Origin of the sequence: Sphingobacterium sp. UBA3549 (genome assembly GCF_002376635.1) — a bacterium.
Lineage (GTDB): Bacteria > Bacteroidota > Bacteroidia > Sphingobacteriales > Sphingobacteriaceae > Sphingobacterium.
The window spans coordinates 50,726-76,534 of the sequence record NZ_DFOE01000028.1 but is presented as its reverse complement, the minus strand read 5'-3'; the positions used below and the strand labels follow the sequence as shown (position 1 = coordinate 76,534).

Sequence of the window (25,809 nt, the reverse complement as noted above, 5' to 3'; positions counted from 1 at the left end):
TCGTCAGTCGATGCTAACAACTTCATCTTTAAAAGACCTTTTATTTTAAAGATTTCAAATAGGTTTTGATCAACGATATTCCGTCATCATGCAAGATTGTGGTTCCCTTTTGGGGCATATGCATCTCTCCTAATGTTGACATTCTTCCAATCATCTTGGCCTGTTTCAACAAAATTCCAGTTTCATTCAAGGGGCTTTCGTAACGGAGATCCAGCATAGTCATATAAGCGGTACCTTTAGGATTATGACAATGGGCGCAATTAAGATCCAAATAAGCACGTGCTCGCACAGGTGTCGACCGGGTCACATCATCATAACTTGGCAGGGCGCTAAAATCACTCAACGATTTTAAATCAAGCATACCCCTATCCCTCAAATATAACAATTGCTGGAGAGGTTCTTTATTGACATGGACAATACGGTTCATATTTCTTATTTTGGGACCTATTGGAAGCATATGATTTCCTTGACGGTGGCATGCGATACAATCCTCCCGCGAAGGAATGATATAATTCGTCTGTCTTTCGACACCTTTGCTGTCTAGAAACGAAACATGAACGGAAGCGCTGTCCATGAGTAGAAAAGCTTCATCTTGAGCTGCATTCCATTGATAGGTAGCCGCATTCCATTGCCCATCTTTATTGATAATAAGCCTAGTCTCAAGCAGCTGTAATTTAGCCCCTTTTACCACATTTGCTGCCGAATAGAAAAAAGTTTTAGCTATGATAGTACCATTGGGGAATTCGGGTAGTCCATCGTCCGATGCACTCATTTTTTCCCCTTTGGGAAGAAAGATTGCACGCTTTTTATCAGCATAGTCTGTGAATAAGGCAGATGCTAATTCATAGGAAATCCCTTGGTCGTTTGGCACAAGATCAGCCAATTTACCTTTGAACAGATTGTAATCCGATAATTTGCTCCTAAATACAATATTATCTTTAGCAGTTCTTCCGCGACCGATATTATTTACGACAATTAAAAGTACAGGTATTAATAAAACACCCATCAAAATGATTATTTTCTTCATTTCCCTTTATGTTCTTCTCTCCCTTTCTAGTCCATCATTAAATCGGACGAAGATAAGATAAATAAGGGATTATGGTGAGTCATGAGGGATTATCGTTCTACTATTTTACAATTAACTCAGAAAATGATAAAAATGAACAATTTTTAGCAAAAAATAAATTGGCTCCAAGCTAAATCGGGAAATAAAATGGCTATATTTAGCTGTCTTTTAACCAAAACTTCGGATCCATGGAAGATATGATTCTCTACAATCGGCTTCAGTTCGCATTTACTATTACATTTCATTATCTTTTCCCCCAATTGACCATGGGTTTATCGCTGATGATCGTGTACTTTAAATGGAAATTTCTGCAGACTCAAAACGAAGATTACAACCACGCTTCAAAATTTTGGATGAAAATCTTCGCCCTTAATTTTACCATGGGCGTTGTCACGGGCATCCCCATGGAGTTTCAGTTTGGCACAAACTGGGCGAAGTTTTCGGAACTTACCGGTGGGATTATTGGGCAGACCCTAGCTATGGAGGGCATGTTCTCCTTTTTCCTAGAATCTTCGTTTCTAGGAATGTTCCTTTTTGGAGAAAAGTTGCTCGGCCATAAGCTCCATTTTCTATCAGGACTAATGGTCTTTATTGGATCCTGGGCCAGTGGCTTCCTGATTATAGCCACACATTCTTGGATGCAACATCCGGTGGGCTATGAGATTCTTGAAAACGGCAAATTTATACTGAATAATTTTAGCGCATTATTCAGTAATCCATGGCTCTGGCCCTCCTATCTTCACAATCAAGCCGCATCTTTGGTTACAAGTTCCTTTTTTGTTGCTTCTATTGGCGCATTTTATCTGCTCAGTGACAGGCATAGCAAATTTGGTAAGATATTCGTTAAAAGCGGGGTCATCTTTGGTGCGATCTCTTCGGTGATGCTTGCCTTTCCTACCGGAGATTTGGCTGCAAAAAATGTGGTAAAATACCAACCCGCTGCCTTTGCTGGGATGGAAGGAATTTTCAAAACAGAAAAAGGCGGATCAGAGATTGTTCTGATCGGTCAACCGGACATGGAAAATAAAAAATTGGATAATAAAATAGCCGTACCGAATGTCCTCAGTTTTCTTACCTATCAACGCTGGGATGCAGAAATTAAGGGATTAAATGAATTCGACCAATCGTTACACCCAACGAACGTGCCTGGACTTTATTATAGTTATCACATCATGGTAGGTCTTGGTACCATATTCATTGGAGTCATGGTGCTCGCAGTGCTACTGCTTTGGAGAAACAGATTATACCAAACAAAATGGTTATTATGGATTATCATGTTTATGATCCCTTTTCCCTATATCGCCAATACGGCAGGCTGGTACACGGCCGAGCTTGGAAGACAACCTTGGCTTGTGTATAATCTCATGCGAATGGTAGACGGTGTATCCCCTACAGTCTCTTCTGGAAACACCTTATTCACCTTTCTGGGATTCGTTGGTCTGTACATTCTTTTGGGTTTACTATTTCTGATGTTAGTCCTCAAAATCATTAAAAAAGGTCCCGAAACTTACCCTGCATTAACCTAATTAGCTATGGAAATATTTTGGTTTATCGTATTAACTTTTATGTTGGGAATCTATATTGTACTCGATGGGTACGATTTTGGAGCAGGAATTGTCCATCTATTTTTCGCTAAGACGGAACAGGAGAAAAAAGCTGTAACGAATTCCATTGGACCATTTTGGGATGCCAATGAAGTGTGGCTTATTGCTTCCGGAGGTGTCTTGTTTTTTGCTTTCCCTACGCTTTACGCTTCCTCTTTCAGTGGATTTTACCTACCGCTAATGCTTGTGTTATGGCTACTTATTTTTAGGGCAATAAGCCTCGAGTTGAGAGGTCAGATACACCATCGCCTTTGGGAAGCTTTGTGGGACAAAGCCTTTGGACTAGCAAGTTTATTGCTTGCGCTTTTCTTTGGCGCGGCCCTGGGAAACGTCGTTCGTGGAGTCAATCTTGGTATGGTCGAAAATGGTGTATCAACACAGGAGGCACATTATTTTTTCCTTGCACTTTGGAACCCGACCTTTGACCCCTTAGCCCAGCATCAAGGCATTATTGACTGGTTTACCGTTATATTGGGTTTAGTCGCTGTCGTTACATTGACGATTCATGGAGCAGGCTGGATTATCCTCAAAACCTCCAGCACCTTAAACGATAGATTAAAACGTATTGTTTTTAAACTCAACATTGTCTTGCTTATTCTCGTTATGCTATCAGCCTATGTATGGCATTACGTAAAACCCATCTCTTTAAGCAATTTTCAAAATCATTATTGGCTATGGTTATTTCCCCTAATTGCAGCAGCTGGATTGCTCGGACTATTCTGGATCAGGAGCTTTAAGAAAGACGGTATGGGCTTCTTGTTTTCATCCCTCTTTATACTCGGGAGCTTTGCCACAACCGTGGCTTCCATGTTTCCCATATTATTACCATCAACGAATGACGTAAATCCGTCCTTGACGATTCAAAATACTGCTGCACACGAATATGGTCTTTCTGTAGGTTTAGGCTGGTTTATAGTTGCTGCCATTTTAGTAATAGCCTATTTCATCATCCAATTTAGAGTATTCAAAGGTAAGCTAGATAATGTAGGTTACGGCGAACACTAAGATGCGCCCTCGATTAAAGGTCCAATAACTTATGCTTCATTGCAAACTGTACAAGTTTAATCATATTTTTGACTTTGAATTTAGTCAGTAGATTACGCCGATGCGTTTCTACAGTAACTGGGCTTAAAAATAACTTTTCTGCGATCTGATTCGTTGTCAGTCCATTTGAAATCAAAATCAAAATCTCCTTTTCACGTTGTGTCAGCCTAGGAAGGCTTTTCATTGTGGCAACTGCGCCCGTGTATAGCTCTTTTGCACGATCACAAATTGATTCTTTGCCATCTATCCCCAGTTGTACGCAACCTAAAAATTCCTCGTTGGACACATCCTTTAAAATATAGCCATTTCCGCCGGCACGCATAAACTGAAAAATAAGATTGCCATCGGCTAAATTGCTCAAGGCGACTATAGGAACCAAAGGGAATTGCTTCCTGACCTGCCTACATACATCTACGCCGCTAATGTTGGAAAGCTGCATATCCATCAGAACCAAGTCAACTCTCGTTGTATCCAAAAATTCAATCATGGCCACCTCTTCCAAAAATGGATATACCCGATACCCGTCCTGATTATTGAGAAAAGAAACAACTCCTTCCAACAGTAAGGGATGATCATCTAACACCGCAATTATCTTCATGACTCAGCCAATTTAAACAGTTATAGCAATTTCGATTTGGGTTCCGGATCCAAGCTTGCTGTGAATGTCAATTGATCCGTTGATCCATTTAATCCTATTGACCATATTATTTAATCCCAATCCATAATTTAATACGGAGGAATCAAAGCCTTTACCATTATCCTCCACAAGTATATGTAATATTTCTTCCGATTTACTTACCTGAACAATAATCGTATCTGCATTTGCATACTTTAGTGCATTTGAAATCGCTTCTTGAACAATTTGATAGAGGGCCAATCCTTTTTGAAAATCGACATTCAATTCAGGTTCGTAATTCTCAAACTGAATGGAAACATGACTATTTTTCATTGCCAGACATAATTGCTCCAATGCTGCTATCAACCCAAACTGACGTAAAGATGCAGGCATTAGATTATGTGAGATCCGCCTTACTTCGCCCAAAATATCATTCAGCTTCTGCGGTATTTCGTCCGTCAAGATTGTACTCTTCGCTACGTCGCCCGCAATCTTAAATTTTAACCCTGTCAACATACCGCCTATGCTGTCGTGCAGATCCTGAGCAATGCGCTGCCGCTCCTGCTGCTCCCCCTTGAGCATAGATTCCGAAATTTGCAACTGCTTTTCCTTTTCCAATTTTTCCAATACTATGTCGTGGTTGAGCCGTATCTGTGTATTGAGCTTCCGCTGCTTTCTGTAAAAAAAAGCAGTAAATAGCACAATGAAGAAAAGCAAAATAGCAATACCCAAAACTAGAAAAACTCGAAATTGGTTCCGGTCCTTTTCTGCACGCAGATTCAGAATCTCCTTTTCCTTTTCAACGGTCTTATACTTGGTCTCCATCTCATTCATTTTTTCCAGCAGTTGGACCTGCAGAATGCTATCGGATAGCTTATTTGCGGTATTGGACATCTTCAGTGCATCCTGATAATTACCCATCAGCTCATTTACGGCTGCCAGTTGACTATATACTATTTTGCTATTATAAAGATCTCGGGTCAATAGGCCATTTTTTACAATTTCCTCCAGCTGCAGTTTGGCATCGGCATACTTTTTCTGCAGGAGATACACATTAAACTTTCTGAACCGCATCATCTGGAATAATTTCCAATTGTTCATCTTGACCGACCAATCCAAACCGATATCCAATAACCTTAACGCCTCATCCGTTTGCTGCTTTGTCGTAAAGTAAAGAGCCTCGTTGTAATAGTAATTGGGCAGCTGAGAAGAATTTGGATACTCGTCCAATAGCTGCTTGGCTTTGTCCAATAAGATTTTTGCTTCTTTGGATTTTACCTGATAGCAATAATTGCTTACTGCGTTGAGGTAAGTTACTAAAAGTGCGGCACTCGGAGGTTGCTGCTCAAGCTGCTTAATCGCCAACTGATGGTATTCATCCGCTTTTGCAAGCTGATTGGACGACATAAAAGTCATACCGATCATCGTATTTATACTACCTTCCATAATAGGATCGTGCGCTTTAGCGTACGGTAAGCACTTCCCATTAAGAATATCCAAAAAGTCAGCAAATCCCTTTTTAGGAAATCGAATCAAGCCCAGATTGTACCATGCTCTAGCCAATAGCCCTTGTTGGAAAGGCTTTTGCGTATTGCCAAGCAGGTCGATACATTTCTGGACTTCAATGCTCGCGTTTTTACTATCCAGGAATTGCCCATAATAATAGCTTTTATATAATGCGCCCATGGCCTGTAAGGTCCTGAATGGCCTAGCCAACCGCTCACCCGCACGCATATGATTCCAAAATTTCGCCGTATCTCTAAATCGATAGTAATCTGCCAAATAAAAATGTTGCATTGCCTTCACACTATCATTGGACCTCGATAGCAATAACTTCTCCGCGTCAACTCGATATTTATTCTCATCCAATGGTAGGAAACTCTGTCCAGCTGCAGCATGTATAGTAAAGTATACTATAAAAAAGGCCATTATCTTCATTAACTCTTTCAACTGAAACATCATTAATCCAATATATTATATCATTTAAACAACTAAACTAAATCGGGCCTTTTCAGCCAATGGTTATATAATATGTAATACTGAATATCTTATGGTGGTTCAAGACTTCAATCTACTTCTATTAGCATGCTATTAGACTTCATCAATGTCGACAGCAGAAAATACATGCCGGAAAACCGCATAATCAAATGGCGGATCGCAAAAAAACAAAGATATATCTCCACAATGAATTGTTAAAGACATTCTTCTACTTTTTTGAAATTAATTGCCAACACAAGAATAGGCTAGTCTATTTAAAAACAGGCCAAAATATTTCAACTAAAAAAAACGCCTCCAGATAGCCCGAGAGGCGTTTTTAAAAGATATTAGCTGCTCTTTTTTGTCGCAATATCGATCAGCCAATCTAGCTTACACTGGTTGGTACGCCGAAGACAGCACATTTGGATTATCGGACTCAAAAAGCGCCGATTTCATCATACTTTACGTTTTAAAACTACATCCTGTCTTCACAAGGTATGCTAAGATTTCGAGATAGTCACGCTGAAATTGCGGTACAATTGTTACAATCGATTTAACATGTGCTTGGCGGGAATGCGTTAAATCTACTTTTTAGTGACCAGGAGTCTAAGATATATCAAAAATATGCCGAGGCAGTAAGGGATATCGACTCAATTGAAAAAAACTCAAGGTTATAGCAGCTAACAGGCTGAAGAATTTTCAACAACTGGTCGGTCCGGCCTATGTCATCAGCAGAACGGAATATATAATAGACAACGCTCCACGTTGTACGTATCGCATTATGGAAAAGAAATAAGGCTACCCTATCGAATTAATGCTAAGAAACTAGTAATATACCGATAAGTATTTTCTATATTTGCACGCAAAGAATAGAATTCATCATGTCGAAAGCAGAACACACACGGCAATTTATTATTGAGAAAACTGCGCCCATCTTTAATAAAAAAGGTTACTTTGCGACTTCCCTATCAGATATCACAACAGCGACAGGCTTAACAAAAGGAAGTATTTATGGTAATTTTAAGGACAAAGACGATCTGGCCATACATGTTTATACTTATCAGAGCAAAAACATTTCCGATGCGGTTCATCAGCAGATTATTCAGCAAAAAACAGCGTTAAAGAAGCTTTTGTCTTTTTTTGATTTCTACAAAGAGAATTTTAAAGCTATCGCAGCCTCTGGCGGATGTCCAATGATGAACGCTGCTGTTGAAGCAGATGATTCACTGCCTTTTTTAACGCCAAAAGTGAAGCGTTCATTTGACCTTTGGCGCCAGCGTTTAATCTTGATTCTGGAGGAAGGAATAAAAAATGGAGAATTTAAGCAAGATGTTTCTGCTGAGGATTACGCCATTACGTTTATGGCGATGATCGAGGGCGGAATTTTGCTTTCAAAAATTACCGGAAGAGGAAAAGATTTAGCGATTGTCTTAGAAAAAATGAGAGAAATGGTCAACCGGGAAATCAAAAGTTAGTTTTTTTAAAAATTCAAATACCAATCGGTATATTATTACAAAAATATTAAAATAAAAAGAGATGAAAAGAGTTGTAGTTACCGGCATGGGAACCATAAATCCGCTGGGAGAAAACATTGATACATTCTGGAATAACATTTTGCGCGGTGAAAACCGCACAGCAGCGATTAGCCGTTTTGATGCATCCCTATTTCGAACACAGATTGCAAGTGAAATTAAGCAATTTCAGCCCGAAAAATACTTAGATAGAAATGAAATCAAAAGGAGTGATCTTTTCACGCAATATGCGTTATACAGTGCAGCTCAAGCACTAGAAGATTCGGGACTAGTACCTGAAAGCATGGATCCCTTTGACATCGGTGTCATTTGGGGTGTTGGTCAGGGTGGAATGGAAACTTTCGAAAAAGAGGTAGAAGGTTACGTAACGGGAGATTACAAACCGCGATTCAGTCCATTTTTCGTTCCGCGCCTCATCGTGAATATGGCTTCTGGAATGATATCGATGAAATATGGTTTAAAAGGAATCAACTACACAACAGTATCGGCGTGCGCAACATCCAATACTGCTTTTATGGATGCCTTCAATTACATTCGATTAGGGAAAGCAAAAGTTTTTATCAGTGGCGGCTCCGAGGCTCCCATCACACCCGCTTCCGTTGGAGGCTTTTCTGCCATGAAGGCCATGTCGAGCCGGCATGATAGCCCACAGACTGCAAGCAGACCATTTGACCGCGATCGCGACGGCTTTGTCATGGGAGAAGGTGCCGGTGCGCTTATCCTCGAAGAGTACGAACATGCAAAGCAAAGAGGCGCAAAAATTTATGCAGAACTTGTAGGAGCTTCAATGACTGCGGACGCTTACCATATGACTTCTCCCCACCCCGAAGGAATAGCTGCTGCAAAAGCCATGTCTCTAGCGTTGGAGGAAGCCAAAATTAACATCAGCGAGCTCGACTATTTAAATCTCCACGCTACTTCAACTCCGGTTGGAGATATCGCTGAACTAAAAGCGATGCAACGCGCTTTTGGCAACTCCAACAATTTATGGGTCAGTTCTACCAAGTCAATGACAGGACATTTACTTGGTGCGGCGGGGGCTATCGAAGCAATCATTGCCGTAAAATCTATCAACAACAATGTTATCCCCGCAACGATAAACATCGAAAATATAGATCCGGAGATTCCGGAAGGGGTAAATATTGTGATCAATCAGCCACTGGAAAAAACCGTGACTGCAGCAATGAGCAATGCATTTGGGTTTGGAGGACACAATTCGAGTATAGTTTTCAAAAAGATTTAATTTTTTTGAAATAATTCTTGACAAAGTGTATTAAACACACTATCTTTGTACTATCATAATTTAGGTTTATAATTGGTTATTTAAGGTTTTCATTCTCCCCGTTTGAAAACCTTTTTTTATGCCTATTTTTTTGTCCAATGCTATTTGTAGATCTACTTTTTGCGGACACTATACTCCCCTCAATCAATCCCACCATTATTTAGATGAGCTTGTTATCGCTTTCTCACAGGCTATGAGAACAGCAGGCGGGATCGCATACTTGGTTTGATAATGAATACTGCCTTTTTAATCGTTGACGCAATCACTTGCTGATCATAATTTAAGCTAGCTGCAAAAATAAATACAAAAGCATTACCAAATTATAGCTAATCACAATTTTCAATCAATATTTAGACAGTTATCGGTCACTGATTATTCAGTCCTGACTGACGAATCACTGAGCAAGCACTGAACGAGCACTGAACAAGTAGTGTCAAAAGGTACAATTTGGTCACCTTTTGGTCCCAATGTGTTGCCGCTCCAAATCAAAGGGAAATTTAATTGAAGCGTTCAAATAAAACTGTTTATACAAGACAGAAAATGCAAATGGAAATATGAAATTGCACGACCTTATCGGACTAGAATCTACAAAGGGGATTCTCCAACATATTCCCAGACAACCGGATGGTAGAAATACAGTTAGTCTAAAATTACAATCACTTGGATTTGTAGATGCATTCGACTTAAAAAAATCTATAGAAGCAATGATTAATTCTTTAAGACAGGATAAAAATTTATGAAAAAAAATAGCGAGACAACCGAAGTTGCCTCGCTAGGTAATAATAAACATATGAAATTAAAATTTTCCTGTCCGTTTATCCCACCACATCTGTTCACCCCAGACATTGTCAATTACTTGGGCCGCCGCGGCATCAGTATTCGCTTTGTTGTATAAATATTCGTTATTGGGGTACGGTAATCGCCATGGTTGATCATTGTGCTTCTTCCCAAAAATAGAATTCAACGAAGGATAATTTGTTGTAGGAACTCCAGTTCTGCGGTATAAACTCCATGCTTCAAAATTTTCCTTAAACAGCGCTACCCACATATCCCACCAAATACGTTCTTTTGTATTATTCCATCGCCCCGCCCCCTCTAAATATGCATTTGTAGCTTCCGTAGAAATACCATTATCTTCCATGGATAGATTTACTGCTTTTTCATAGGCTGTCTGTGCAGATATCCCCACATTATACCCTAGCATTGCTGCCTCAGCCAAAATATAGTAAGTTTCACAAGATTTAAAAAATGGTGTTGCACCAGCTGCATTGGTTATATAGCGATCACCTATCCAAGAAACCGATGTTAGGCTCGAAGGACCTTGCTTTGCTCCATTAGGATAGCCGCGATATTCTCCGTCATTTGCTTTTAAAGCAACCGTAGCAATACGAGGATCCTTAGTATCGATTAAATGATCTATAAAAATATCAGAAAGCGCCCAATTATTTCTTCTATTCCCTATCATCCCGGAATTATACCATGGTTCATAATATGGTGGAGCTCCAGGATAAGTCAAAGCACAATTTTCACTATTGTCCTCCAAGACTGGATATTTCCCTTTATTCCCTGCAATTTCTTCTATAGTTGATTTTGCTAAATCCGATGCAACCCCAGAAATGCGTAACGCTAAACGGAGTCTCAAGGAATTACAAAACTTCCGCCACTTCAGCATCTCTGCTGACAAAGATTCTTGATCGTCGCCCATATAATAGATTGCATCAGCTTTTCCCAGTGCATCGTCTCCATAGCCTTCCGCCATTTCATCAGCAATCTCTTTTAAACTTTTTAATATTGCTGGATAAATATCCTCCTGCTTATCATATTTTGCTCTTAAAACACCGCCTTGAGCTTCAGTACCTTGAAAAGCCTCTGTGAATGGTACATTTCTCCATCCATCTGTTAAATAGGACCACATATAATTTTGCCAGATTCGTGCAATAAGGCGAACATTTTTATAGCCTGCGGCAGTCGTTTCGGTATACTCAAGCATATCTTTTAGCTGCGTATTATTATAATAACACGCATACCAACGATTGCCATAAGTGTTATTTGTAGGCACCAATCCTGACATAAAGTCCATATATTGAATCTTAACAATATAGCCTGCGAAGGTACCATAACCATCAACATCCCCACCAAACTGTTCTCCGGTATTGCGGAGTACATTAACCAAAGTATTTGTGGGCGGGCTGTATGGCAGTGCGTCCGGGTTTGTATTTATTTCTTCGAAATTCTTCGTACATCCCGAAATTAACAGGAGAGATAACGCCGAAGCAGCTAATCCTGTTTTCCTAATAATCTTATTCATACTCATTGTATTTGTTGAGAATATAAAAAACTCTTGAAGTCTAATTAAAAAGTAATACCTAGTTTTAATCCTATACTGCGCGAACTTGGCACTGATGCTTGCTCAAAACCAACACCTCTACTATCACTTGATACACCGCTAGTTTCTGGATCAATCCGCATTGTATTTGATTTATCCACCCATAATAATGCTAGATTGGATCCTATCAATGACACATTCGCACGTTTGATCCCCTTAATCTTACCATAAACATGCTGCGGGATTGTATAAGTAATATATCCTTCACGCAATTTCAAGAAAGACCCGTCAAATACATACATTTCCGCTATTCCTCCTGATTCATACCAATCTTGTGTATTTACAGCAATAGTATTTTCTACCCAACCTCCTTTCCCGTCGGGCATAACGAATCGTTCGTTTTTCATAACATCTTTCCCTGCAATAATAGTACGCTCACGAACGCCATTCTCAGCAGTGATAGCTGCAATTCCCGAAGCATAAGCATGATTCATCGTTTGTGACCAAATATCCCCACCCTTTCTAAAGTCTAACATGAAACCAACTGTAAAATCCTTATATTTAAATTCATTTCTTAAACTCATCAAATAGTTGGGCGTAACATGTCCAATAACCTGAGTAGATTTTGTGTTATCTACAAATCCTTCTTCGGTAACTTTAATAGCACCTTTCATTGGACCATCCTCGACACGATTATACCCAGGGCCAACTAATGCTCCCCACGATTCACCCACCTTAGCCATATTGGCAATTCCCCATGTCCAACCAATTTGGTAGGTATCCAAATTTAATTGAGGGTACAATTCTAATATCTTATTTTTATCTTTTGCAAAATTGAACGATGCCGTCCAATTTACTCCTGTCTCACTTTTTAAGATATCACCACGTAACTGGATTTCCACCCCCTTACTTTCAATATTCCCTGCATTCAAAACCATACTACTAAATCCGACAACATTAGAGGTTGTCACCGGTAGGATTTGTTTTTTTGCATTTTTGTGATAATAAGTAAAGTCAGCGTGTAAACGGTCCTTAAATAAGCCAATTTCGGTACCGACTTCCCAAGTACGTATACTTTCTGGCTCTAAATCAGGATTTGGATAAGTCATACCCTTATAGATTTGAGCAACCCCATTAAATGAGCTGTTTTGCGCGTAATAATATCGTTTATTTCTGTACGCTGAGGTTGCATTGCCAATTTCAGCTAAGTTGAAGCGCAACTTCCAAAAGGAAAGTATATCTCCTTTCAGACCTTCAAAAGTCGTTGTAGGAAGCCAACTTAGGTTGAAAGATGGATAGAAAAAAGACTTAGTTATCGTAGACGACCAATCATTTCTTGCCGTCACATCTACGTATATCTGATCTTTCCAGCCTATTGAAGCCAAACCATAAATAGAATTCGATCGAATATGACTATGGTCCATTAAGTTGACCGCATCTCCTACCCGATTAGAAATCGTATAAATCCCTGGCACAGTTAAGGCGTCTGCACCCACAGTACTGTTTTCATTCTGTGCATCTCTATAATTTGCACCCGCGCTTGCAAGTAAATTGAAATCACCGAGTTGTTTATTAAACGTAGCAATAAAATCTAAATTCAACTCTGTATTATTTGTTTTAAGATCTCGAAAACTTCCGTTTGGATTATCATAATTGAAATAATTTGATTGAAACATCTTCGAATTGTAATAATCCAACCCTACGCGTCCCTCAAATTTTAAGAACGTATAGGGTTGGTAATATAAGGACGACTTTCCAAAAACGCGATTTTTATTCAATGAATTTGTTGTCTTGTTCATTGTGAAATACGGATTCACGTGATAAGATGAATTCCAGTTGTAAAAGTCATAATTACCAGCGGCATCCTTCTGATCCCAATTGTCTTTTAAACTTTGCATATTTACCTGTCGACCAAACCAAATAAAACCATTGATCGGATTGGCGCCGTCATACCCTTGCATAATCAAATTATCACTTTGTGTCCTCGAATAGTTAGCCATCACATCATAGGATATTTTATCTGATAATTGATAAAAATTATTGAGTTGCATGGAGTACTTAGTCTGATCCGTGTTAGGTACAGTTCCAGTTTGATTTCTATAGGATAATGCCGCTCTAGTAGAAGACTTATCCCCTTTTGATATTAATGAGAGATTATGATTTTGCGAATGTCCCAATTGAAAAAAATCTCGCACATTGTCTTTATGTGAAATCCAAGGAGTCGCTTGTCTAACCCCATTTACCACAGGGCTATCAAATTGCCGCAGATTCAAGCCTATATCCAAACGAGGTCCCCACGATTCATCAAAACCATCATTTACACCTTCATCTGATTCACCCGTACCATCGACATAATTAAAAGATTTTTGTTCCGCATACTGCTGATAAGTCAATCCTTTTCCATTCAGATTATAATGATACTCGTCTCCTCGTGATCCCTGGCCATATAAGTTTTGGAATTTTGGCAAGGTCGCAACTTGATCCACGGTAAAGTTTCCGTCGTAGGCCAAACTCACTCCGTTTTTTGCCTTTTTACCAGATTTTGTCGTGATTTCAATAACTCCTCTTCCTGCACGCATACCATATAATGCAGCTGAACCACCTTTTAAAATGCGAATATCTTCAATATCCTCCGGGTTGATATCATTTAAACCAGATCCATAATCAACTCCTCCATAGGTATTGTCTCCCGAACGTTGTGTATTATTGCTAATAGGAACTCCATCCACAACAATCAACGGCTGTTGATCTGCCTGCAGAGAAGAGTTTCCTCTCAACGAAATCCGCGCAGATGCCCCTACTGCTCCCCCAAATTGATTGACTTGCACCCCCGCAACTTTTCCCGATAAAGAACTCGTTACACTCAATTGCCCAGCGTCGGTCAAGTCTTTGGCTTTTACTTCTTGAATTGCGTATCCTAGCGATTTTTTATCTCTGCTAATTCCCATCGCTGTCACGATCACCTCATCCAAGCTCCGTTCATCAGATCGTAATGTAATCTGAATTGTACTCTGATTGGTTAAGTTCACTTCCTTACGACCATAACCGATAGCCGAAACGCTTAAAGTCCCTGCCTGCTTGTAGTTGATCGTAAACTCGCCGTTTTGCCCTGTTTGTGTCGCTGTTCCATCCCTCAGTGTCAGTGTAACTCCGGGTATAGGCTTTCCGTCTTGGTCGACCACCTTCCCTTTTAAAACTGTTTGCGCATATACCGCCGAGCTTACCAAAACGGTAGCGGCTAGCATAGCAATGCTTTTTCTGTTCATAAGTTTAGTTTCAGATGTTAGTTTTTAGTGTTTTTATAACAACTAAGTTAGGGGTACTTAGCTTGCATTGATAACCGAATTTTGATCATTAATACCCGATTTTTAACCTAAAGTGTTAAATAAACAACATAATAGCAGCAGAAAAACTTCACACCACCTATATTCCTCAAGAAAAATACGTCAAAACACACTAAATACCCTTTTTTGATTAAAAAAAACTACCAAAAAAGCAAAAAATCAATCAACGCATCGACATAACATCTATTTAACACCTTATTTTTCAAAAAAACCAATAAAAAAAATGATTGATGTGTTTTTTTTGATAATGAAAAAAAAAGATGATTTTTTTTCCTCAAAAAAAATAGGGATGAAGAATAGGTTCTACTATCGGATTTGGTAAGCTATATCCGTTTCTTTAGGGAAAAAGACAGATAAATATAAAAGCAAAAATCTCATTAAAAAGAATTTTAACATTACAATTTAACGAGATTTTATTACCGCTGAATTTTAATAGCTATATAATCACAGCGAGCCAATAAAAGAATATTTAATGGCTTAAAGTATCCTTCATACTGTATTCCCGATTAGCATTAGATCACAGAATAGAGCGTTTGTTTGTACTGCTGCACATACTCTTTTGGATTGCAGCCGACGATTTGTTTAAATACGCGATTAAAGTTGGTAATGCTATTGAAGCCACAGTTGTAGGCAATAAAAGAAACACTGTCCAAGTGGTCTTCGTTTAACTGATTACATACTTCTTTGACTCTTATGCGATTAAGATAAGTCACAAAAGTAACCCCGCAATGCTTTTTAAAATAGCGACAAAAAGCTTGTGGCGTAAGATTGGCGTGATCAGCAACTTCTTCCAACGTCAGTTCGTCTCTATAGTGTTCCCTGATATAGTTGCAGATAAAATTAATACGATTTGATCCATGTATTGTTTCCAAGCCTACTTCCACGCGCTCGTTACAAAGCGCATCGGCGCCCCTAGAAATATTTGCTAGCGTTCTCAATAGATAAAAAAAATGCATCAACTTGTCCATCTGATCCGCAGATTTCAACTGACAAACCCTTTGTGATATCTGGTCAAAATAAGTCTCGGGAACTTTAAATCCTCTGGAGTTACTATAGATAAATTGATTCAGCGATTCAAATTCGTCCAGGGAAAACAGAGATTTAAGCTTTCCGTTTGGATCGAAAAAAATGGAAACAGAGCGAGATTCATTTGAAAAACCGTCCTGAGAGGCCGATTTAAACACATGCGGTTGGTTTGCCCCCAAAAAGAAAATATCATTTTCCTTAAAGGGGTGTAAGGTATCTTCAACAATCAAAACTCCTTTGCCTTTTTTTATCCACATTAATTGAGCTTCTTGATGTCGATGAAAATGGGGGTAGAAATTTTCCAAAACATCTTCTTGAATAGTAAGGCTCTGGCCTCGCATGGTAGGAACATTAAATTGGAGCGTTTTCATAGGTATGTTTAGTTTATGTTACTGTTTAGTTAACATAAATATAACAACTCCAAAGCAACAACAATCTATTTAGTTTGTTCATAAAATTACAATACTAAAATATGTTTAGAATCCGACAATATTTAATAATCCTTTAACAATTCTTCTAAGGAAAGGTATAATTGGTATTAAAAACGCTTTAATATTAAAAAAATGGGTTAAAATACAATTAGACTTTGATAAATTGTGATAATTATAATTCAACAGAAAGATAGAACTTTATTAAATTTCGTTTTCGATTCTTCATAGTGTATAAAAATGAATCTTATTCGTTTGTAACAACAGCAAAAATTGCACTATCAAAGATAAACCTCTTAAATAAATCGTTTTGAAGCGCTTAAATTTTACGATATTCGTGTTAGACAATGTACATCTAAGGGGCAAGCCAATTGCAAAACAAAATATAACAAAAAATCTATGGCTTTAACAAAATAAAAAGCATTACATTCTAAAATTTCCAAAATTTATGTTCAAAAAAGAAATATATCTTCATCGCCGAAATAAGCTTTTATCATCGCTCAGTTCTGGCAAAATTCTTTTGTTAGGCAACATTGAAAACCCGATTAATTTTGAGCACAACACCTATCCATTTCGTCAAGACAGCAGCTTTTTATATTACATAGGAATAAAAAGTCCAGGTTTGGCTGCTGTATTGGATATTGAAAAAAATGAGACTATACTATTTGGTGACGAAATGACGATCGACGATATTGTGTGGATGGGTCAGCAGCAAACTTTAGCGGAAAAGGCAGAACTTTCGGGTATAAGTGCGGTACTTCCTTTCAATCAACTCTTCGACTATCTTAACAAGAAAACGCAAGCAGAAATTCACTACCTTCCGCCTTATCAATCGCACAACAAATTATTACTTCAACAAATAACTGGCCGTTCTGTAAGTCAGTTAGAACCCTCGGTCGCTTTAATTAAAGCCGTGGTTGCTCAACGAAGCGTCAAATCGGAAGAGGAGATCGCGGAACTAGAAAAGGCGGTAGATATCGCTGTTGATATGCATCGCATAGCTATGCGAATGACAAAACCTGGTTGTTATGAATATCAGATCAGCAATGCTATGCAACATTTTGCGCAAGATCAGGGAACCCCATTCTCCTATCCTCCGATAGTTACAAAACGGGGTGAAATCCTGCATAACCATATGCAATTTCACCAACTTTGTGAAGGTGATATTCTCCTTAATGATTCGGGCGTGGAAACCGCTATGGGATATGCTTCTGATCTAACCAGAACATTTCCCGTAGGAAAACGATTTACAGCGTTGCAAGAAGAAATTTATCAGATTGTTCTACATGCTTTTAAATCTGCTGAACAGCTGCTGACATCCGGAATACGTTTTAAAGAAATACATTTAAAAGCCTGTGAAGCGCTTGTAGACGGACTAATACAAACAGGATTTATGAAAGGTAACGCGCAAGATGCGGTCATGAATCACGCGCATGCACTTTTCTTTCAATGTGGACTCGGGCACATGCTCGGTCTTGATGTCCATGATATGGAAGATCTTGGTGAACAATATGTAGGCTATACCGAAGCTGAGCCAAAAGATACCAAGACTTTCGGTATCAAATCACTCCGACTAGGGAAGGAACTAGAAGCTGGCAATGTACTAACTGTTGAGCCTGGAATCTATATTATCCCTGAATTAACGCAGCTTTGGGAACAGCAAAATTTACACAAGGACTTTATTAATTATGATTTCTTAAAAAAGCACCTCAATTTCGGAGGGGTTCGTATCGAAGACAATTATCTTATTGAAAAAGATGGATATCGCCGTTTAGGGAAATATCTTGAACGTGAAATACACGAAATATATCAGCTTAAAGACAACCCAATTAATTAAAAAACAGATAACGAACATAGCAATAAACCCGAAAAGTGAACTTTGATCACTTTAGGGCCAACGCTCAAATAGATAAACAAATGAACAGCATTAAACAGTCGATCTTTATTATTGTAATACTGATTTTTCAGGTTCCAGCCTCCATTTTTGCGCAACGACTATGGACAGATCAAGGTGATCAGTATTATGAATTTTCTGATAAGGGAATAGAAATGGTCAACCCTAAAAATGGGATGAGATCCATCTTTCTTTCACAGCAATCGCTTATTCCAAAAGGGACAACAACAGCACTAAAGGTTGAGAATTTTTCGATTTCCAAAAACAAGGAGCTTATTTTACTGTATACCAATAGCAAGAGAGTCTGGCGCGAGAATACAAGAGGTGATTATTGGGTCTATAATAAAAAGTCCAGTCAGTTACAGCAGCTAGGCAAACAATTCCCGGCTTCGCAACTGATGTTTGCGAAGTTTAACCCGCAAGCAGATAAAGTAGCTTACGTCAATAAAGCCGATCATAATGTTTACGTGGAAGATCTTGCGAATGGCCGCATCGTTGCCGTTACGAAAGATGGAACAGACCGTCTAATCAACGGTACTTTCGACTGGGTATACGAGGAAGAATTTGGCTGCAAAGATGGTTTCCGCTGGTCTCCGGACGGTACTTCTATTGCTTATTGGAAGCTTGATGCCCGCAACATCCGTAATTTTTTGATGATCAACAATACGGATAGCCTCTATTCCTATACCATCCCTGTGGAGTATCCTAAAGTTGGACAGCCACCGAGTGCCTGTTCGATATGGACCTATGAAATCGCCACGGGAAAAAGTACGATGCTGAATATTCCGGGAGATCCCATCCAACACTATATTCCCCGCATGGAATGGTGTCTTGATAGCAAACAGGTCATCGTAGAGCAGCTCAATAGAAAACAAAATGAGAGCAAGATCTATACTGTCGCCCTCTCCGACAATAAAGCGCAAAACATACATCAGGAGCAAAGTGACTCGTGGATTGATATCAAATCACGATGGAACAACAACGATCCTTCTGGATGGGACTGGGTTCAAGGCGGAAAGGCCTTCATCTGGGTGTCTGAAAAGGACGGCTGGCGCAAAATTTACCAGATTGATCTCGCAGGCAATGAGAAACTGGTTATGAAAGCAGATTATGATCTGATCAATATCGACTTTTTCGACACGAAAAATGAAACTATTTATTTTACCGCTTCTCCAAATAATGCAACGCAAAAATATCTGTATAGTGTATCTACGAAAGGCGGCGTTCCTAAGAGACTAACACCGGCGTCATACGAAGGAACCTGCGATTATGATATTTCAAAAGACGGTAAGCTAGCAATCTTCAGCTTTAGTAACCGGGCAACATTAAAACACAATGCCGTTATCGAATTACCTACACATAAAACGCTTGTAGATTTTGAATTTAAACGCGAGAAGAAGGCCAATGATGGTATTGCTGAGTTTTTTAAGGTAAAAACAACCGACGGTGTCGAATTGGACGGATGGATGGTAAAACCCTTGGATTTCGACCCCAACAAAAAATATCCAGTCGTATTTATGGTCTATGGCGAACCTGCATCACAGACGGTAATAGACAACTTTAGTGCGGGTTACAACAGTCTATATAAAGGGAATATGGCACAGGACGGCTACATTTACATTTCTTTGGATAATCGTGGAACTCCTGCTCCTAAAGGCAGCTTGTGGCGGAAAAGCATCTATCGGAACATCGGTCAGCTCAACATCCGCGACCAGGCCCTAGCAGCTCAAGAAATACTGAAATGGTCTTTTGTAGACAGCTCTCGTACTGCAGTTTGGGGATGGAGCGGTGGCGGATCAAGCACACTTAACCTACTGGGACAATATCCTCAAATCTATAAAACAGGTATCGCCATTGCAGCAGTAGCGAATCAGTTACTTTACGACAATGTATACCAAGAACGCTACATGGGTCTTCCCCAAGAAAATCTTGCCGACTTTGAAAACGGTTCTCCACTGAAATATGCAAAAAATATCAAAGGTAATTTACTCTATATCCATGGAACCGGGGATGACAATGTGCATTATCAAAATGCTGAAGTCCTCATCAATGAATTGGTTAAAAATAACGTGCAGTTCCAGTTGATGTCCTACCCCAACCGTAGCCATTCGATTAGTGAGGGACAGGGTACACATGAGCATTTAAGAACATTATTTACAAACTATCTCAGGTTACATTGTCCTCCGGGAGGAAGATAGATCGAATAGCCATTATTTACAATGAAAAAAATACTATTATATGCATTGGGAACCTGCAGTCTACTGACCGCAGGTATACAACAATCAGCAGCGCAGCTGATGAAAGAAAAAAATGAATTTACCAGGGCTGATTCACTGCGCGGATATCTGTCACCGCTGCGAACCTGCTACGATATCCAATATTATCATTTGGATGTGAAGGTAGACATAGACAATAAATTTATTTCGGGTTCAAATCTTTTCCGTTTCAAGGCCAAGACTGATTTTAATCGCCTGCAATTTGATCTTTTTGCAAATCTTAAAGTAGACAAAGTCGTTTACAAAGGAAAGAAACTTTCCTTTACTCGAGAACATAATGCTGTCTTTGTCGAATTTCCAACGGCTATCAAGAAAGGAGCGCAGGAAGAATTTACGGTTTATTACGAAGGCAATCCTACAGAAGCGGTTAAAGCTCCCTGGGACGGCGGCTTTGACTGGAAGAAAGATAGTAACGGCAAACCCTGGGTGGCCACAGCCTGCCAGGGTATGGGTGCGAGCGTTTGGTGGCCAAATAAAGACCATCAATCCGATGAAGTGGATAGTATGCTGATTTCCATCGCTGTCCCAAAAGAGGTGATGAATGTATCCAATGGACGTTTGGTTAAGGTTGAAAAGATGAAGGATGGTTACACCAAATACCACTGGAAAGTTGCCAATCCAATCAACAACTACAATGTCGCCATCAACATCGGCGACTACGTGCATTTTAAGGAAAAATATAAAGGGGAAAAAGGGCCATTGGATATAGACTACTATATTTTGCGCGAAAACGATACCGCAGAAAAAAAAGCCCATCTTCAAAAAAATGCCAACCAGACTTTAGAAGCTTTTGAACATTGGTTTGGCCCATATCCATTCTATGAAGATGGTTATAAACTTGTTGAAACCTATCACACAGGAATGGAACACCAAAGTGCCATCGCCTACGGAAACCATTATCAAAATGGCTATCGTGGCAGGGATGCTTCGGAAACCGGATGGGGACATAAATGGGATTTTATTGTCGTCCACGAATCTGGGCACGAATGGTTCGGAAACAATATTACGTCAGCCGACTTGGCCGATATGTGGATCCATGAAAGCTTCACCAATTATTCCGAAGGCTTATTTATCGACTATTTCTATGGCAAAGAAGCCAGTCAGGCTTATGCCCATGGTATCCGAAGTGGAATCCAAAATGATAACCCTATCCAGGGTCCCTACCATGTCAATAAAGAAGGTTCTGGGGATATGTATCCCAAAGGTGGCGTCATGCTCAACATGATCCGTACGATGATTGACAATGATGAAAAGTGGCGGAATATCCTACGGGGATTAAACAGTAAGTTTTATCATCAGCAAGTCGATTATCATGATATTGTCAACTATGTAAGCCAGCAGTCTGGATTAGACCTGTTAAAAGTATTTGAACAGTATGTACAGCATACCGCCATTCCTACACTGGAAATCAAACAAGATCCTTCAGGGAGAGTCTTGGGCCGCTGGATCAGTGAAGTCAAAGGCTTTCATATGCCGATACATATTGGACTAAAAGGTCAAAAAAGGGAACTTATCCAATTGGACCAGCATTTTAGACCAATTACAATAAAGGGATTGACCAAAGAGAATATCGATGTTGATACGTTCAATTATTATGTCGGACTATTGGTGGAATAGAGACGGCGACAACGTTAAAAACATCGCAAATTAAACAGCCCCCAGAAGTTTAGTGCTTCCTGGGGGCTGTCTCATTCAACGTATTAATTTGTTAAAGACAAATTGACTGCGCTGTGTCACATCGAAAGAATCAATACTGATTCCAGGCGGGCGGATCTACGCCAAGAAGGTGCTTTACAAAATAGTCTCTTCTTTTTCGTTCACCATAATCTCCTCCAGAAGAATGCCCCATTCCAGGCACCATGATAAAATCATGATTCTTACGCGCTTTGATTAAGGCATCAACTAATTGGAAGGTGGAAGAGGGATCCACATTATCGTCCAGCTCCCCAACAATCAATAAAAGATTTCCTTCCAGCTTAGCTGCATTTTCAATATTGGAGCTCGCCGCATATTCAGGACCTACTGGCCAACCCATCCATTGCTCGTTCCACCATATTTTATCCATTCGGTTATCATGACAACCGCAGGAAGAAACGCCAACTTTATAAAATTCGGGATGGAATAACAACGCACCGGTTGAACTTTGTCCACCCGCAGATGTCCCATAGATTCCTACTCGACCGATATCCATGTATTTATATTGCTTTGAAGCAGCCTGCATCCAGGCAATTCGATCCGCAAAGCCCGCATCTTTCAGATTTTTCCAACAGACATCATGGAATGCTTTTGAACGGTTTGACGTACCCATCCCGTCGATCTGTACCACAATAAAGCCCAATTCAGCGAGTTCGTACATCCCACTCGGGTTGCTGTAGAATGATTTGGGCACAAAAGAACTATGCGGTCCCGCATAAATGTATTCGATGACAGGATAGCTTTTAGCGGGATCAAAATTCGTCGGTCGAATAATAATCCCCCAGATATCTGTTGCGCCATCACGCCCCTTGGCTTTAAAAACCTCCGGTGCACGCCATCCAACAGTTTCTAGCAAACTACTGTTTGTTTTCTCCAGTTCCATGATAAGATGACCATCTTTGTCGCGCAATACTGAAATTGGCGGCTGATCAACCCGGGAATATGTATCGATAAATTGCGAATAGTCTTTATTGAAAAAAGCTTGATGATTCGCATTTTCTTCGGTCAGCAGTTTTAAGCCCTTGCCATCCAAACCGATGGTATAGTAGTGGATCAAATAAGGATCCTCTCCGGCATTCATACCGCTGCCTTCAAAAATAACTGTTCGTTTATCAGCGTCAACATGCACAACTTTCCGAACAACCCAATTTCCTTTGGTTATCTGGTTCTTTACTTTTCCGGTAATTCCATCATACAGATACAAGTGGTTCCATCCGTCCCGCTCAGAGGCCCATACGATTTCCTTGCCGTCGGATATATCTTCTCTAAATTTCTTGCCGCTATAATCAATAAATGTCTTATTCTGTTCACGGATCAAATAACTGGATGTACCGCTGTTCGCATCCATCTGCATAAGGCCATAAACTTGATGCCCCCGTTTGTTATACTCAAAGGTAAATGCTCTGCTATCATCGCGCCAAGCTAGATCCGAAAGGGAAAATTGATTCGGTATGAGCGCGGCATCAAACACGGACAGCCGGTCTTTTTCAAGATCATATAAGATGGGTAGTTTCTGTGCCAGCTCATCTCCGGGCTTAACGTAATCGCGTGTCTGAATTTTGGGCTGCAGCTGATCTTTAGGGGATGATTCGATTAGCGTCAGTTGTCTGATCTCTATTTTTTGAGTTTTTACTGTAGCGAGCTTACGGCTATCTGGCGCCCATTGAATATCATTGCTATAATAATTTGCCGGATTGCCATCAAACGTAATTTGTCGCGCCTCGTTTACACTTCCCTTTTTTGCCAGGAATACATTGTTATTGCGAATAAATGCGACATGCACTTTGTCTGGAGATTCGACTTCCCTGTAGGCATTTCCCTGTTCACGCTGACCCCAATACCGCGTATTTCGATCTCTACTTCCACTTGCCGCCCCTTGGCTCAATTGCGAAGAACGACGGTTCCAGATCCATAAATAGCCCGCAATATCGAGCGACACTTGATCCTGATCCATCAGTTTTATCTGTTCATTGGAAATAAAACGGCTTTCGACTTTTCGTCCTAGTTTTTCTTCCACTAACGAAAATACCTTCGTCAGATCAAACAGCTGTTCTTTTGTTTTTGCCTGGGGATTGACCAGCATATACTCTTTCCCCTGCACCGTATTTCGATCATACCAAAACAGGTCACCCTTTTCACTCCAATAAAACTGGCCCGGCAGATTGTCAATTTTGTTGGTCAATTGTTTTTTTAAGTTTTGTGCACGTGTATAGTCTGCCAAAGTTCCTTGACCAAACAGAAACTGTGCAGACAACAACAAAACCGCTGTACTAAGAAATTTCATGCTTTCTTCGTTTAGGATTGATTAAATAATAGATAGGAATACCCAATAATGCGATTATAATACCCGGCCAGGTATAATTTGGCTTGAAAATCACCATTAGGCCGATAAAAGCGAGTCCCATCAGAATATAAAGTATGGGAAGAAAAGGATAGCCAAATGCTTTATAAGGCCTGTTCAAATCTGGCCGTGTAATGCGGAGACGAATAATGCCCGCAATCGCAAGCACATAAAATATAACGACCACACAGGTAATCATATCCAATAGATCACCATATTTACCACTTAAACACCATATTGATGCAGCAAGACATTGTATCCAGAGGGCCCATGCAGGTACCGCATGCGCATTGAGCTTACCCGCCCTTTTAAAAAACAAACCATCTTTCGCCATCGAATAATACACCCTCGCTCCTGCCAGAATAATTCCATTATTACAGCCAAAGGTGCTAATCATGATCATTATGGCTATAATAGTAATCCCAAAAGGACCAAAAACCTCTTGGGCTACACTCATGGCTACACGATCTTTTGGCGCATTGACCATTTCTTCTAAGGGCAATATGCCGGTGTACATCAGATTAGTCAGGAGATAAATTACGGTAACGAGTAAAGTACCTAATGCTAAACTCAAACCAATATTACGCTGTGGATTCTTAATTTCACCAGCTACTGCGGAAGAAGAGTGCCACGAATCGCTACTGAAAAGGGCACCGACCATAGCCGCAGAAAAAGCCCCCATTGCTGAAAATCCATCATAAGATGTGTACGTTCCATCCGTATTTAAGCGGCGCATCGACCAAAGTGATATATTGTCCCAGTTCCAAGACCAAACTTCATGTTTCAATGCGAGGAAGCCAAAGAGCAGTAAGAGCAACAGACTCCCGATCTTGATTAATGTGATGGAGGTTTGTACACGCTTTCCGCTATTCACGCCCCTTGAATTAATATAGGTCAGCACAACGATGATGGCAATCGCCAATAGCTGCGCTGCTGATACCCGATAATCAGACCATTCAAGCAAATAAACATCTTCATCCATAAAAGGGAAGAGATAGGCTGTAAATTTTGCAAAAGCAACCCCCACAGCGGCTATAGTCGCGGTTTGTATAACTGCAAAAAAGGTCCATCCAAATACAAAGCTCAATACGGGTCCATAGGCCTCCCGAAGATAGATGTACTGCCCTCCTGCCTTTGGAAACATCGCACTTAATTCGCCATAACTCAAGGCTGCAGTCAATGTCATAAAACCGCATATCAACCATACCACCATCATCCAGCCCGCGGAACCTGTGTTACGTGCAATATCGGCTGATACAATAAAAATCCCCGAACCGATCATACTCCCAACGACCAGCATAGTGGCATCCAGTAACCCGAGCGACTTTTGAAAAGTTTGTTTAGACTCACTCATAAAA

15 protein-coding genes are annotated in these 25,809 nt (G+C 40.0%); 7 read left to right on the top strand and 8 right to left on the bottom strand.

The annotated features are described in order from the left end of the window. Positions 1-40: 40 nt before the first annotated feature. Positions 41-1,027 (bottom strand): hypothetical protein, encoded by a 987-nt coding sequence (locus B2W36_RS13840; protein WP_293888236.1) that lies wholly within the window; start codon positions 1,025-1,027, stop codon positions 41-43. 227 nt (positions 1,028-1,254) lie between these two features. Here B2W36_RS13840 and B2W36_RS13835 point away from each other — a divergent pair, with 227 nt between their 5' ends. Together B2W36_RS13835 and cydB are read left to right on the top strand one after the other, a co-directional pair. Then, positions 1,255-2,592: a cytochrome ubiquinol oxidase subunit I gene (locus B2W36_RS13835; RefSeq protein ID WP_293888234.1), complete on the top strand. Its 1,338-nt coding sequence runs from the start codon at positions 1,255-1,257 to the stop codon at positions 2,590-2,592. A gap of 6 nt (positions 2,593-2,598) precedes the next feature. Beyond that, positions 2,599-3,675, top strand: coding sequence for a cytochrome d ubiquinol oxidase subunit II (gene cydB, locus B2W36_RS13830; protein WP_293888233.1), 1,077 nt, complete (start codon positions 2,599-2,601; stop codon positions 3,673-3,675). 13 nt (positions 3,676-3,688) lie between these two features. On the opposite strand, the gene B2W36_RS13825 is transcribed toward cydB, so the two are convergent. Next, the gene (locus tag B2W36_RS13825) at positions 3,689-4,312 is read right to left on the bottom strand and encodes a response regulator (RefSeq protein WP_293888232.1); all 624 of its coding nucleotides are present in this window, start codon (positions 4,310-4,312) and stop codon (positions 3,689-3,691) included. A gap of 12 nt (positions 4,313-4,324) precedes the next feature. Next, positions 4,325-6,259, bottom strand: a complete 1,935-nt coding sequence (locus tag B2W36_RS13820) for a sensor histidine kinase (protein WP_293888231.1) — start codon at positions 6,257-6,259, stop codon at positions 4,325-4,327. Between the two features lie 929 nt (positions 6,260-7,188). On the opposite strand from B2W36_RS13820, the gene B2W36_RS13815 reads away from it, so the two are divergent. Together B2W36_RS13815 and fabF are read left to right on the top strand one after the other, a co-directional pair. After that, the gene (locus B2W36_RS13815) at positions 7,189-7,782 is read left to right on the top strand and encodes a TetR/AcrR family transcriptional regulator (protein ID WP_209575824.1); all 594 of its coding nucleotides are present in this window, start codon (positions 7,189-7,191) and stop codon (positions 7,780-7,782) included. 61 nt (positions 7,783-7,843) lie between these two features. Then, on the top strand, positions 7,844-9,082 hold the full coding sequence (gene fabF / locus B2W36_RS13810; protein WP_209575826.1) for a beta-ketoacyl-ACP synthase II: 1,239 nt from the start codon (positions 7,844-7,846) through the stop codon (positions 9,080-9,082). Between the two features lie 835 nt (positions 9,083-9,917). Here fabF and B2W36_RS13805 read toward each other — a convergent pair. From B2W36_RS13805 to B2W36_RS13795, 3 genes are all read right to left on the bottom strand, one after another. After that, positions 9,918-11,429 (bottom strand): SusD/RagB family nutrient-binding outer membrane lipoprotein, encoded by a 1,512-nt coding sequence (locus B2W36_RS13805; protein ID WP_293888229.1) that lies wholly within the window; start codon positions 11,427-11,429, stop codon positions 9,918-9,920. 44 nt (positions 11,430-11,473) lie between these two features. Then, on the bottom strand, positions 11,474-14,713 hold the full coding sequence (locus tag B2W36_RS13800; protein WP_293888227.1) for a SusC/RagA family TonB-linked outer membrane protein: 3,240 nt from the start codon (positions 14,711-14,713) through the stop codon (positions 11,474-11,476). Between the two features lie 590 nt (positions 14,714-15,303). Beyond that, a complete protein-coding gene (locus B2W36_RS13795; RefSeq protein WP_293888225.1) occupies positions 15,304-16,188 on the bottom strand; it encodes an AraC family transcriptional regulator in 885 nt (294 codons plus the stop codon). A 505-nt stretch (positions 16,189-16,693) separates the two neighbouring features. On the opposite strand from B2W36_RS13795, the gene B2W36_RS13790 reads away from it, so the two are divergent. The 3 genes from B2W36_RS13790 to B2W36_RS13780 all read left to right on the top strand — a co-directional run bounded on the left by B2W36_RS13790 (position 16,694) and on the right by B2W36_RS13780 (position 22,032). Next, positions 16,694-18,082 (top strand): aminopeptidase P family protein, encoded by a 1,389-nt coding sequence (locus B2W36_RS13790; RefSeq protein ID WP_293888223.1) that lies wholly within the window; start codon positions 16,694-16,696, stop codon positions 18,080-18,082. A gap of 80 nt (positions 18,083-18,162) precedes the next feature. Beyond that, positions 18,163-20,337, top strand: coding sequence for a S9 family peptidase (locus B2W36_RS13785; RefSeq protein ID WP_293888221.1), 2,175 nt, complete (start codon positions 18,163-18,165; stop codon positions 20,335-20,337). 21 nt (positions 20,338-20,358) lie between these two features. After that, positions 20,359-22,032 carry a M1 family metallopeptidase gene (locus B2W36_RS13780; RefSeq protein WP_293888219.1) on the top strand — a complete coding sequence of 558 codons (1,674 nt, stop codon included), beginning with the start codon at positions 20,359-20,361 and terminating at the stop codon, positions 22,030-22,032. A 130-nt stretch (positions 22,033-22,162) separates the two neighbouring features. On the opposite strand, the gene B2W36_RS13775 is transcribed toward B2W36_RS13780, so the two are convergent. Both B2W36_RS13775 and B2W36_RS13770 read right to left on the bottom strand, forming a co-directional pair. Further along, entirely contained in the window at positions 22,163-24,394 is a 2,232-nt protein-coding gene (locus B2W36_RS13775) for a S9 family peptidase (RefSeq protein ID WP_293881120.1), read from the bottom strand. Next, positions 24,381-25,805 carry an APC family permease gene (locus B2W36_RS13770; RefSeq protein WP_293881122.1) on the bottom strand — a complete coding sequence of 475 codons (1,425 nt, stop codon included), beginning with the start codon at positions 25,803-25,805 and terminating at the stop codon, positions 24,381-24,383. The genes B2W36_RS13775 and B2W36_RS13770 overlap by 14 nt, the downstream gene beginning before the upstream one ends. Positions 25,806-25,809 lie beyond the last annotated feature (4 nt).

Bases quoted from the DNA above. Each gene is read 5' to 3' on its own strand.
- B2W36_RS13840 (WP_293888236.1), bottom strand. From the start codon at position 1,027: ATGAAGAAAATAATCATTTTGATGGGTGTTTTATTAATACCTGTACTT.
- B2W36_RS13835 (WP_293888234.1), top strand. From the start codon at position 1,255: ATGGAAGATATGATTCTCTACAATCGGCTTCAGTTCGCATTTACTATT.
- cydB (WP_293888233.1), top strand. From the start codon at position 2,599: ATGGAAATATTTTGGTTTATCGTATTAACTTTTATGTTGGGAATCTAT.
- B2W36_RS13825 (WP_293888232.1), bottom strand. From the start codon at position 4,312: ATGAAGATAATTGCGGTGTTAGATGATCATCCCTTACTGTTGGAAGGA.
- B2W36_RS13820 (WP_293888231.1), bottom strand. From the start codon at position 6,259: ATGGCCTTTTTTATAGTATACTTTACTATACATGCTGCAGCTGGACAG.
- B2W36_RS13815 (WP_209575824.1), top strand. From the start codon at position 7,189: ATGTCGAAAGCAGAACACACACGGCAATTTATTATTGAGAAAACTGCG.
- fabF (WP_209575826.1), top strand. From the start codon at position 7,844: ATGAAAAGAGTTGTAGTTACCGGCATGGGAACCATAAATCCGCTGGGA.
- B2W36_RS13805 (WP_293888229.1), bottom strand. From the start codon at position 11,429: ATGAATAAGATTATTAGGAAAACAGGATTAGCTGCTTCGGCGTTATCT.
- B2W36_RS13800 (WP_293888227.1), bottom strand. From the start codon at position 14,713: ATGAACAGAAAAAGCATTGCTATGCTAGCCGCTACCGTTTTGGTAAGC.
- B2W36_RS13795 (WP_293888225.1), bottom strand. From the start codon at position 16,188: ATGAAAACGCTCCAATTTAATGTTCCTACCATGCGAGGCCAGAGCCTT.
- B2W36_RS13790 (WP_293888223.1), top strand. From the start codon at position 16,694: ATGTTCAAAAAAGAAATATATCTTCATCGCCGAAATAAGCTTTTATCA.
- B2W36_RS13785 (WP_293888221.1), top strand. From the start codon at position 18,163: ATGAACAGCATTAAACAGTCGATCTTTATTATTGTAATACTGATTTTT.
- B2W36_RS13780 (WP_293888219.1), top strand. From the start codon at position 20,359: ATGAAAAAAATACTATTATATGCATTGGGAACCTGCAGTCTACTGACC.
- B2W36_RS13775 (WP_293881120.1), bottom strand. From the start codon at position 24,394: ATGAAATTTCTTAGTACAGCGGTTTTGTTGTTGTCTGCACAGTTTCTG.
- B2W36_RS13770 (WP_293881122.1), bottom strand. From the start codon at position 25,805: ATGAGTGAGTCTAAACAAACTTTTCAAAAGTCGCTCGGGTTACTGGAT.